Below are 11,515 nucleotides of genomic sequence, written 5' to 3'. Positions count from 1 at the left end.
GTTCCTCGGTGTTCGGGGGCGGCACGAGATGGGTCGGGGAAGCCCGCGCCGAAGGGGGAAGGGGTCACATGGGATCGATGCGGGGAGACATCCGCGACAAGGTGCGCAAGCTGCTCAATCAAGCGGCGGACCGGGAGGGCACGCCGGAGGGCGACGCGTTCCGCGACAAGGCGTTCGCGCTGATCGCGCAGTATGGGCTGGACCCGGCGAAGCTGGGGGATCCGGCGGATGCGGGCGCCGAGATGACGGTCGTCGAGCTCGACTTGTCGGGGTCGTATCAGCGCCAGCAGATCGGGCTGCTCAATGCGCTGGGGCAGGCGCTGCACTGCGAAGTCATCTATTGGGGCGGCGGCGGGCACGGGTACGGGCGCTCCGCGGCCAGGGGAACCGTCATCGGGGCGGCCAGGCACGTGGAACGGGTGCAATTGCTGTTCTCGGTGCTGTGTCCGCACATGCTCGCCGGCGCCGCGGATCTGCGGGCGGGAAACTCTGCGGTGACGGCCCGGTGGCGCCGATCGTTCATGGTGGGATTCGCCACCGTGGTCGGCGACCGGTTGGCGGCGCAGGAACGCAGTGCGGCGGGCGAGGCGACGCGGGCGGCGCAGGCCGGAGGGGCGGGGGCCGGGACCGACGCGGCGCTGGTGCTGAAAAACGACGCGGACAGGGCTCGCGAGGAAACCCGCAGGCGTTACCCGTACCTGCGCCGGACGCAGTCCAACGCCCGGCTCGACGGCGACGCGTTCATGCACGGGTGCGCCGCCGGGCACCACACGGATCTGGGGCAGACCCGGATGGGTGCGCGGCGGGCGCTGGGGGCGTGAGGGGCCGGTCCCGGCCCCCGGTCGGAACGGCTAGTTCAGTTCCACCCGCTTGCGGGTGCGCTTGACCTGGGTGGACAGGGCGATGATGAACACGCCGAAGCCCACGCCGACCCACAGCGCGATGCGGTAGCCGGCGATGGTCTCGTCGACCGCCGGGGTGGGGGAGGTGGTCATGGTCGCCGTCGCGGCGGCAGCGATGGCCACGAACGCCGCGGTGCCCACCGCTCCGAAGACCTGCTGCAGAGTGTTGACCACGGCGGAACCGTCCGGGTACAGCTTCTTCGGCAGATCGCCCAGGCCCCACGTGAACAGCGGGGTGAACAGCAGGCCGAGGCCGATTTCCAGGACGATGTGCGAGGCGACGATCCACCACAGCGGCGTGTTCATGCCGATGAACGCCAGGCCCAACACGCCCAGGGTCACCAGGACGGCACCCGGCGGCACCAGCGGGCGCGGGCCGAACTTGTCGTACAAGCGGCCGACGAACGGCCCCATCAGGCCCATCACCAGCGGCCCGGGCATGAGCATCAGGCCGATGGTCAGGACCTCGACGCCGCGCAGAGCCAGGTACAACGGCAGGATGATGATCACGCCGAACATGGCCAGCATGCCGACCGACAGGATCGCCGTGGAAATGGCGAAGCTCTTGGTGCGGAACACCCGCAGATCCAGCAGCGCGGCATCGGTGCGGGCCAGGCGGACCTGACGGACACCGAACACGACCAGCGACGTCAGGCCGATGGCGAGCGCGATCCACATCTTCGCGCCGGCACCGGTGCCGACCAGCGACAGGGCGTAGACGGTCACGCCGAAGCCGACGGCGGACAAGAGCACGGACAGGACGTCCACGCGCTTGTCGGAGCGTTCGCCGAACGAGGGCAAGAGGAAGGTGCCCACCGCCAGGACGACGATGCCGATGGGCAGCATCGACCAGAACAGCATGTGCCAGTTGTTGCCGGCGAGCTTGAGAATGAAGCCCGACACCGTCGGGCCGATCGCCGGGGCCACCGCGATGACGATGGACATGTTGCCCATCATCGTGCCGCGGTTGTCCTCCGGGACCAGACGCAGCACCGTGGTCATCAGCAGCGGCAACAGCACCGCGGTGCCCGCCGCCTGGATGACGCGGCCGATGATGACGACCGTGAAGTCCGGCGCCAACGCGCCGATGACGGTGCCCGCGACGAACAGGCCCTGCGAGGCGACGAAGAGCTGGCGCAGCGTCAGCTTTGAGATCAGGAAGCCCGTGACGGGAATGACCACGGCCATGGTCAGCAGGAAGGCGGTGGTGACCCACTGCGCCAATGCCGCCGTGATGCCCAGGTCGTTCTTGATCACCGGGATGGCGACGCTCATGACCGTCTCGTTGAGGATCGCGATGAACGCGGCGGCGAGGAGAACGTAGATCGCCATGTACGGCGTGCGCCCGCCGGTGGCGGTGGCCGCCTCGCGGGTGTCGCCGGACTGGGCGGATTCGACGCTGGACATGCGCCACTCCTTTCCGCCCCGTGGTGCCGGGACGTTGCGAAGGTGGAAGGAGGGCAACCGGGCGCGGCGTGGTGGCCGCGCGATAGTTGCCCTCGGAGATAACCGGATCAACATACGCCCACTCCGGCCGCAATGCCAGTCACGTGAATACCGGGGTCAGCGAGCTCTTCCGGTGGCGGCACCCGCGCCGTGCGGAGCGGTGGCAGGGACGGGGCGGAGCGGCGGGTCGGCGCGCAGACCGGGGTGCGCGGCCTAGAGTGGGTTCACGGAACATGGGCCGGCCGAGATCGACGATCGAAGCCGGCCGGAAGATGCGAGACGAACCAATACGAGGGACGGGGCGCAGGAGCGCCCGCCACGAGGGGAGAGCCAGGAGAACATGGGCAACATCAAGGTCGGCGTGCTCGGCGCCAAGGGCAAGGTCGGATCCACCATCTGCGAGGCCGTCGACGCCGCCGATGATCTCGACCTGGTCGCGCAGCTCGATTTCGGCGACGACCTCGCTGCGCTGTCCGAGGCCGCTGCTGACGTCATCGTCGACTTCACCCAGCCCGACGCCGTCATGGGCAACCTCGAGTACTGCCTGGCCAACGGCATCCACGCCGTCGTCGGCACCACGGGCTTCACTCCCGAGCGCCTGGACCAGGTCCGCGCGTGGATCGACGCGGGGGAGGACGGCCGCAAGGCCAACGTGCTCATCGCCCCCAACTTTGCCATTTCCGCGGTGCTGACCATGCGTTTCTCCGAGATCGCGGCCCCGTACTTCGAGTCGGCCGAGGTCATCGAGATGCATCATCCGCACAAGAAGGACGCGCCCTCCGGCACCGCGATCCACACTGCCGAAGGCATCGCGCGGGCTCGTCGTGAAGCAGGCATGCCCGCCCAGCCCGACGCCACCGAACAGTCCTTGGACGGATCCCGCGGCGCCGACGTCGAGGGCGTGCCCGTGCATGCGGTGCGCATGACCGGTGCGGTGGCCCACGAAACCGTCATCTTCGGCACCGAGGGGCAGTCCCTGACCATCAAGCAGGACTCCTACTCGCGCACGTCCTTCGTGCCGGGCGTGCTCGTCGGCGTGCGCAAGATCGCCGACCATGAGGGCCTGACCGTCGGGCTCGAGTCCTACCTCGGTCTGTAAGGGGGAGCCCGCATGTCCGAGATCGTGGGGTTGAGCGCCCAGCTCATCGCGTCGACGCAGTTCACCGCGCCGGCGGACATCGACTGGGGCACCGACGCCGAAGGCGGGGAAGCGCTCATCGAATTCGCCGGCCGCGCCTGCTACGAAACCTGGGACAAGCCCAACCCGCGCACCGCGACCAACGAGGGGTACCTCCGCCACGTGCTCGAAGTCGGGCACACCAGCCTGTTCGAGCACGCGTCGGCGTCGATCTACGTCCGCGGGCTGTCCCGATCGTGTTCGCACGAGCTGACGCGGCACAGGCACTTCTCGTTTTCCCAGCTGTCCCAGCGATTCGTCCCCGACACCGCCAATCGCGTCGTCGCCCCGGCCGCCATCGCCGAAGACCCCGAACTGCTGGCGCTGTTCGAGGGAGTCGTCGACCAATCCCGGTTCGCCTACCAGGAGCTGCTCGACGCGCTGGAGGAAAAGTGGGCGGAAGAGCCCAACGCCCTGCTGCGCCGGAAACAGGCGCGCCAGGCCGCTCGGGCGGTCCTGCCCAACGCCACGGAAACACGTATCGTGGTGACCGGTAACTACCGTTCGTGGCGACATTTCATAGGAATGCGCGCCACGGAACATGCGGATTCGGAGATCCGGGCGCTGGCGGTGGCGTGCCTGCGCGAACTGCAGGCCGCGGCCCCGACGGCGTTCGGGGATTTCGAGGTCAGCCGCCTCCGCGACGGTTCCGTCGTCGCGTCGAGCCCGTACGCATTTGAAGGATAAGCCGGGGCGATACCCGGCTTCGCGACATAGAACAGGTAGCCTTACAACAATGACCACTGGATTCGCTTCGAACCGAGGCGTCGATGCCTTCGGCACCGTCGCCGTCGCCATGGTGACCCCGTTTGACGCGGACGGCGCCCTGGACGTCGATGCAGGCGTGCGTTTGGCCGGGCATCTGGCCGACAACGGCTGCGATTCGCTCATTCTCGCCGGCACCACCGGCGAATCCCCGACGACGTCCACCGACGAGAAGCTGGAGCTGCTGCGCGCCGTGCGCGCCGAGCTCGGCGATTCCGTCAAGCTGGTCGCCGGCGCGGGCACCAATGACACCGCATCGTCCATCGAACTCGCCACGGCCTCGGCCGAGGCGGGCGCGGACTCGCTTCTGGTGGTTACGCCGTATTACTCGAAGCCGAGCCAAGAGGGCCTGTACCGCCACTTCACGGCCGTCGCCGACGCGACGGACCTCGAGGTGTGCCTGTACGACATCCCGCCCCGCTCGGTCATCCCGATTGACACGGACACTCTTTACCGTCTCGCGGAGCATCCCCGCATCACTGCCGTCAAGGACGCCAAGGGCGACCTGGGCGCGGCGGCGAACATCATCGCCAACACCGATTTGGCCTGGTACTCCGGCGACGACGTCGTGAATCTGCCGTGGCTGTCCATCGGCGCCACCGGATTCATCTCCGTCGTCGGCCACGCCGCGCCCCGCAAGCTCGCCGATCTGCGAGCGCAGTTCGACGCCGGGCAGCTGGTCGAGGCCCGCGAGACGCATGCTTCCATGACCCCGCTCTTCCGCGCCCAGGCCCGCCTGGGTGGGGTGAGCTTTGCCAAGGCAGCCTTGAAGCTGCAGGGCATTCAGACAGGAGAACCCCGTTTGCCTCAGATTTCCCCGACCACCGAGCAGCTTGATCTGCTCGCCGCCGACATGCGAGAGGCCGGTGTCCTCTAAGTGAGCGAGAATCGCAGCCGCCCCCGCAAGGTCGTCCGCAAGGCCGGACCGCCGCAGGACGCGGAGATCGCGCGCGCCGAATCCCAGGCGCCGAAGAACGAAGACAAGAACGACTCGAAGAACGAAGCCAAGAACGGCAACAAGAACTCGGGCTCCGAGCAGTCCGGCCGCCAGCGCCAGGACCAGCAGGGCCAGGGCCGCTCCGGCGGTTCCTCCCGCGGGGGCCGTGGTGGCCGCGGAGGCCGTGGAGGCCAGGGCGGCAACGGCGGCGGCCAGGGCAACGGCAACCGCGGTGGCCGTGGCGGACAGGGTGGCCAGGGCGGTCGCGGCGGCAATGACCGCGGCGGTCGCCGCAACGTCGTGCAGTCGATGCAGGGCGCGGACCTGACCCAGCGTCTGCCGGAGCCCCCGAAGGCGCCGAAGGACGGCCTGCGCATCGTCGCCCTCGGCGGCATTTCGGAGATCGGCCGCAACATGACGGTCTTCGAGTACAAGGACCGTCTGCTCATCGTCGACTGCGGCGTGCTGTTCCCCAGCTCCGACGAGCCGGGCGTCGACCTGATCCTGCCGGACTTCTCCTACATGGAGGGCAAGTGGGACCGCGTCGAGGCCCTGGTGGTCACGCACGGCCACGAGGACCACATCGGCGCCATCCCGTGGCTGCTCAAGCAGCGCGGCGACATCCCGATCATCGCCTCCCGCTTCACCCTGGCGCTGATCCAGGCGAAGCTGCAGGAGCACCGCATCCGCCCGAAGACCGTCGAGGTCAACGAGCAGGATCGTCTCCAGCGCGGCCCGTTCGACCTGCGTTTCTTCGCGGTCAACCACTCCATCCCGGAGTGCCTGGGCATCGCCATCAAGACCGGTGCCGGCCTGGTGGTCCACACGGGCGACATCAAGCTGGACCAGACCCCGCCGGACAAGCGCCCGACCGACCTGCCGGCCCTGAGCCGCCTGGGCGACGAGGGCGTCGACCTGTTCCTGTGCGACTCGACGAATGCCACCACCCCCGGCATCTCGGAGTCCGAATCGCAGATCGTGCCGACCCTGCGTCGCCTGGTCACCGAGGCCAAGCAGCGCGTGATCTTCGCGTCCTTCGCGTCGAACGTGTACCGCGTGCAGGCCGTCATCGACGCCGCCGTGGCCGCCAACCGCAAGGTGGCGTTCAACGGCCGCTCCATGATCCGCAACATGCGCATCGCCGAGGAACTGGGCCTGCTCAACGCCCCGCGCGGCACGATCGTCGAGATGAACGAGGCCGCCCGCATGGCGCCGCACAAGATCGTGCTGGTCACCACGGGCACCCAGGGTGAGCCGATGGCCGCCCTGAGCCGCATGGCCCGCCGCGAGCACCGCCAGATCACCGTCCGCGACGGCGACCGCATCATCATGTCGTCGTCGGTGGTGCCGGGCAACGAGGAGTCGGTGTTCGGCGTGCTCAACATGCTCGCCCAGATCGGCGCCGAGGTCATCACCGGCCGCGACGCGATGGTCCACACCTCGGGCCACGGTTACTCCGGCGAGCTGCTGTTCCTGTACAACGCGGTGCGCCCGTCGAATGCGATGCCGGTGCACGGCGAGTGGCGCCACCTGCGCGCGAACAAGGATCTGGCCATCTCCACCGGCGTCCCCGCCGAGAACGTGGTGCTGGCGCAGAACGGCGTCGTCGTCGACCTGGTCGACGGCCGCGCCCGCGTCGCGGGCCAGGTCCCGGTCGGCCAGCTGTACGTGGACGGCACGTCCATGGGCGACGTCGACGCCGACGTCCTGGCCGATCGTGCGGAGATGCGCGAAGGCGGCCTGATCACGGTCACCTCCGTCATCGACAACCGCACCGGCCGTCCGCTGGAGAAGCCCCGCGCCCAGGCCCGCGGTTTCTCCGACGACGTCAAGGAGGTCCTCGCCGAGGTCGAGAAGCTGGTCGACGAGACCATGTACGACCTCGCCGGTTCGGGCGAGAACAACCCGTACCGCATGGCGCAGGAGGTCCGCCGTCGCGCGGAGAAGATGATCAACTCGAAGTACCGCCGCAGCCCGATGATCGTCCCGACCATCGTGCCCATGTCCTCCGAGTCCGCCGGCGTCGTCTCCGACGACGACGTGCACGACGCCCGCGAGAGCCTGTAGCTTTCGCGCGGTCCGGTGGTTTCCGGACTTTGCTTTACGACGGCCTCTCCCGGCCTTTTCGCCGGGAGGGGCCGTTTCGCGTCCGCGGATGCAACGGCGGTGATCCCCGTACACTGGCGGGCATGACATTCGCGCAGGAAGAACGACGGCAATTGGCGGAGCTGCTCCGCGAGACGGGACCGGACGCCCCGACGTTGTGCGAGGGCTGGACCACGAAGGATCTGGTGGTGCACCTGGTGCTGCGGGAGAACCGCCCGGATGCGGCCGGCGGCATGTTCGTGCCCGCGCTGCGGGAGCGGCTGGAGAAGGTCACCGCCGATTACGAGGCGAAGCCCTTCGAGGAGCTCGTGGACACGTGGGCCGACGGAGCGCCGGTGTGGAATCCGATGCGCTGGGCCGACCAGCTGGTCAACGCGGCGGAGAATTTCGTCCATCACGAGGACGTGCGGAGGGCGCGCGAGGGGTGGGTGCCCCGTGAGCTGTCGCCGTCGGGCCGCAGGGATCTGTGGCGCATAGCCACGACGATGTCGCGGCGGATGCTCCGCGATTCCACGTCGACGGTGGTGCTCGTCCGCGATGACGGGGCGGCGACGACGCCGGTGGACCGGGCCGCGTCCGGTGCCGATACCGTGACGGTGACCGGCGATCCGGGGGAGCTGGTGTTGTGGCTGTTCGGGCGGGACGAGGCGAACGTGGAGATTGACGGGGACCCGTCCGGCGTCGTGCATCTGACCATCTGAGAGGTTCCGCCTAACTGACACGCGTGTGACTGATGTGAAAATAGGGGCGAAAAACGACTAGGGTGGTTCCCATGTCAGCCACCAGCCGCACCCGCAGCCCCCGGACGCGCCCCACCTCGCGCGGCCCGGCGCATCGGCCCGCGGGCCCCCGAACCACCCGTGACGCCACCCGACGCATGGACGACGGGTACGGCGGCGATTTCGAGCGCACCGGCAGCGCCTATCGTGCAGTCGGGGAGGGGTTGTCCGGCGCGTGGTCGCAGACCGCGCGCGGCGTGGCGGGCCTGGCCCGCAAGCTCGGTGGCCGCGGTGGCGGCCGAGACGGCAGGAATGTGATGGAGGACCATGTCGCGGATGATGCGCAGGTGAAGGGCGGACGGCGCGGCAAGCGCAAGAACGGGGCAGCTTCCGCCGGGAACGCCCCGGATCAAGTTGCACCCGTTGACTCTCGGGACTCCCGTCCGAAGCGCCGGAAGAAGGCCGACGGCTACGACGACCTCGAGCCTCCGGTGCAGGCCACCGGACAGAAGGCGTCGGCCACCGCGGCCGAGCGTCCCGTCGAGCCGGCCATCGAGGGATCGCGCGATGGCGCGGCCCTGCTCGTCCTCGCCCTGTCGATCGTGTTGGCGGGCGCCACGTGGTTCTCGCTGGCCGGTCCGGTCGGCGACCTCATCGAGACGCTGTTCCGCACCCTGATCGGCGTCGGCGCCTTCATCCTGCCTGTCGTGCTGGGCATTCTCGCCGTCATGATGATGCTCGGCACCGTTCCCCGCCGCGACCGGGTGTCGTCGGCGGGCTTGGGCGTGGCCCTGATCGCCGGCGGCATGCTCGCGATCGTCCACATCGGCTCCGGGCGTCCCGCCGACTGGGAGGGCCGCCGCGCCGCCGGCGGAGCCATCGGCGGTTACATCGGGACACCGCTGGCCGCCGGCTTCACGCCGTGGGTCGCCGTCATTCTGCTGTTCGGCATGGTCTTTTACGGTGCATTGCTGCTCAGCGGCACCACCGTGCGCCGTCTCGTCGACGTCGTCGGCGAGTACCTGAACCTCGGCGACTGGTCGGGCCGCGTCGGCCGTGGCCGCGCCGAGGACGAGGCGTTCGATCCCGACGACCGCTACGCCGGAGTCGACGGCATGCTCGATGAGCGTGCCGACGCCTACGACGGCCCCGACGGGCCCGCCGCCTCGGCCACCGCAGTCGACGCCTTCGACGACCATGCCGACGACCGCCCCACGGAGCCCGCCCGCCGGCCGTCCCGGGCCACCCGCCGTTCCCGCGGTCGTGCCGCGACCCCGTCGACGCCTCCGACGCCGCCCGTGGAGGACAACCTCTACGATCTGCTCGACGACGAGGCGCCCACCCGGGCGTCCCGCCGCCCGTCGCCCGCGGACGCGTACCCGGTGGACGATCGCCGCGACGACCGTGGCGACGACACCGCCACGCGCCAGCTGACCATCGACGACGAGGCCGCGACCACCGCCTCGCTGCCCGTGATCGCGGAGCCCGTCGCCACCCCGTCCGTGACCGCCGCCGAAACGGATGCGGTGGACGAGGGCGACGTCGGCGTCGTCAAGCGCGAGCCCGCCCCGAAGCCGGCCCGCAACGACTCCGGCGACGCGGTGTCCCAGGCGACCCGTCGCCAGATGGACGCCATCGCGGCGCGCTCGGGCATCGACGCCTCCGCGATTCCGGCGTCGACGCCGAAGTCGGAGACCGAGCCGAAGGAACCCGTGGCGCCCGCGCGGCCGTCCATCGCCGACGGCTACCGCCTGCCGTCGACGGATCTGCTCATCCCCGGCGAGCCGCCGAAGACCCGCACCGCGACCAACGACCGCATGATCGAGGCGATCACGGACGTCTTCGCCGAGTTCAACATCGACGCGCAGGTCACCGGATTCTCCCGCGGCCCGACGGTCACGCGCTACGAGATCGCGCTGGGCCCGGGCGTGAAGGTCTCCAAGATCACCAACCTGCAGTCCAACATCGCCTACGCGGTGGCCACGGACAATGTCCGTCTGCTCACCCCGATCCCGGGCAAGTCCGCCGTCGGCATCGAGGTGCCCAACAACGACCGCGAGATGGTGCGCCTGGCCGACGTCCTCGAGGCACCGAAGACGGTGTCCAACGACGACCCGATGCTCATCGGCCTGGGCAAGGACATCGAGGGCGAGTTCATCAGCCACTCGATGCAGAAGATGCCGCACCTGCTCGTCGCCGGCTCCACCGGCTCCGGCAAGTCGGCGTTCGTCAACTCGATGCTGGTGTCGCTGCTGACCCGCGCGACGCCCGACGAGGTGCGCCTGATCCTCGTCGACCCCAAGATGGTCGAGCTGACCCCCTACGAGGGCATCCCGCACCTGATCACGCCGATCATCACCCAGCCCAAGAAGGCCGCCGCCGCGCTGCAGTGGCTGGTGGAGGAGATGGAGCAGCGGTACATGGACATGAAGTCCACCCGCGTGCGCCACATCAAGGACTTCAACCGCAAGGTCAAGTCCGGCGAGATCACCGCGCCGCTCGGCTCGGAACGCGAGTATCGCCCGTACCCGTACATCGTGTGCATCGTCGACGAGCTCGCCGACCTGATGATGACCGCCCCGCGCGACATCGAGGACGCCATCGTCCGCATCACCCAGAAGGCCCGCGCCGCCGGCATCCACCTGGTGCTGGCGACGCAGCGCCCGTCGGTCGACGTGGTCACCGGCCTGATCAAGACCAACGTGCCGTCGCGTCTGGCGTTCGCCACGTCGTCGCTGACCGACTCGCGCGTCATCCTCGACCAGGGCGGCGCGGAGAAGCTCATCGGCATGGGCGACGCGCTGTTCATCCCGCAGGGCGCCGGCAAGCCCCGCCGCCTGCAGGGCGCGTTCGTCACCGACGAGGAGATCCAGGCCGTCGTCGAGGCGTGCAAGGACCAGGCCGAGCCGGACTACACCGAGGGCGTCACCGAGGACAAGGCCGCCGAGGCGGTCAAGAACATCGACCCGGACATCGGCGACGATCTCGAGGACCTGGTGCAGGCCGTCGAGCTGGTGGTCACCTCGCAATTCGGCTCGACGTCGATGCTCCAGCGCAAGCTGCGCATCGGTTTCGCCAAGGCCGGCCGCCTCATGGACCTCATGGAAACCCGCGGCGTCGTCGGCCCCTCCGAGGGCTCGAAGGCCCGCGAGGTGCTGGTCAAGCCGGACGAGCTGGAGACCATCATCTGGATGATCCGCGGCGCCGACCCGGCCGATGCGCCCACCGACGACGACGTCACGGTCGTCGACGCCGAGCCGACCGACGGCATGGCGTAACGGGCTTCACGACGCCGACGGGCCCCGCGCGAGTCAATTCGCGCGGGGCCCGTCGCCGTGTACAGTGGGTCGCCGTGGAGGGGAGTATCCCCGGATTTCACCGCGATGGCCGTCGTCAGCACGGGAATCGCGGCGGGCGCGACAGCCCGCCGGCGAAACCCCGGCACCATCGGCCCACGCAGATG

At 69.4% G+C, this 11,515-nt stretch carries 8 protein-coding genes; 7 read left to right on the top strand and 1 reads right to left on the bottom strand.

What is annotated here, in order from left to right:
• Positions 1 to 77 precede the first annotated feature (77 nt).
• Positions 78 to 821, top strand: coding sequence for a DUF2786 domain-containing protein (locus CX1_RS09340; RefSeq protein ID WP_060925567.1), 744 nt, complete (start codon positions 78 to 80; stop codon positions 819 to 821).
• Positions 822 to 851: 30 nt separating this feature from the next.
• On the opposite strand, the gene CX1_RS09335 is transcribed toward CX1_RS09340, so the two are convergent.
• A complete protein-coding gene (locus CX1_RS09335) occupies positions 852 to 2,309 on the bottom strand; it encodes an MDR family MFS transporter (protein WP_060925566.1) in 1,458 nt (485 codons plus the stop codon).
• A gap of 379 nt (positions 2,310 to 2,688) precedes the next feature.
• Here CX1_RS09335 and dapB point away from each other — a divergent pair, with 379 nt between their 5' ends.
• The 6 genes from dapB (at position 2,689) to CX1_RS09305 (ending at position 11,330) form a co-directional block, all read left to right on the top strand.
• Positions 2,689 to 3,447, top strand: coding sequence for a 4-hydroxy-tetrahydrodipicolinate reductase (gene dapB / locus CX1_RS09330; protein ID WP_046650455.1), 759 nt, complete (start codon positions 2,689 to 2,691; stop codon positions 3,445 to 3,447).
• Between the two features lie 12 nt (positions 3,448 to 3,459).
• Positions 3,460 to 4,212, top strand: coding sequence for an FAD-dependent thymidylate synthase (gene thyX / locus CX1_RS09325; protein WP_046650453.1), 753 nt, complete (start codon positions 3,460 to 3,462; stop codon positions 4,210 to 4,212).
• 49 nt (positions 4,213 to 4,261) lie between these two features.
• Positions 4,262 to 5,167 carry a 4-hydroxy-tetrahydrodipicolinate synthase gene (gene dapA, locus CX1_RS09320; RefSeq protein WP_046650452.1) on the top strand — a complete coding sequence of 302 codons (906 nt, stop codon included), beginning with the start codon at positions 4,262 to 4,264 and terminating at the stop codon, positions 5,165 to 5,167.
• Positions 5,168 to 7,294: a ribonuclease J gene (locus tag CX1_RS09315; RefSeq protein WP_046650451.1), complete on the top strand. Its 2,127-nt coding sequence runs from the start codon at positions 5,168 to 5,170 to the stop codon at positions 7,292 to 7,294. It begins immediately after the preceding gene.
• Between the two features lie 122 nt (positions 7,295 to 7,416).
• On the top strand, positions 7,417 to 8,034 hold the full coding sequence (locus tag CX1_RS09310) for a TIGR03085 family metal-binding protein (RefSeq protein ID WP_046650449.1): 618 nt from the start codon (positions 7,417 to 7,419) through the stop codon (positions 8,032 to 8,034).
• A 71-nt stretch (positions 8,035 to 8,105) separates the two neighbouring features.
• Positions 8,106 to 11,330, top strand: a complete 3,225-nt coding sequence (locus CX1_RS09305; RefSeq protein WP_046650448.1) for a DNA translocase FtsK — start codon at positions 8,106 to 8,108, stop codon at positions 11,328 to 11,330.
• Positions 11,331 to 11,515: the final 185 nt, after the last annotated feature.

The organism is Corynebacterium xerosis NBRC 16721 = ATCC 373, from assembly GCF_001552415.1.
GTDB classification, from domain to species: Bacteria; Actinomycetota; Actinomycetes; order Mycobacteriales; family Mycobacteriaceae; genus Corynebacterium; species Corynebacterium xerosis.
The sequence above is the reverse complement of the archived record's forward strand: the minus strand, read 5'-3'. Positions and strand labels throughout refer to the sequence as shown.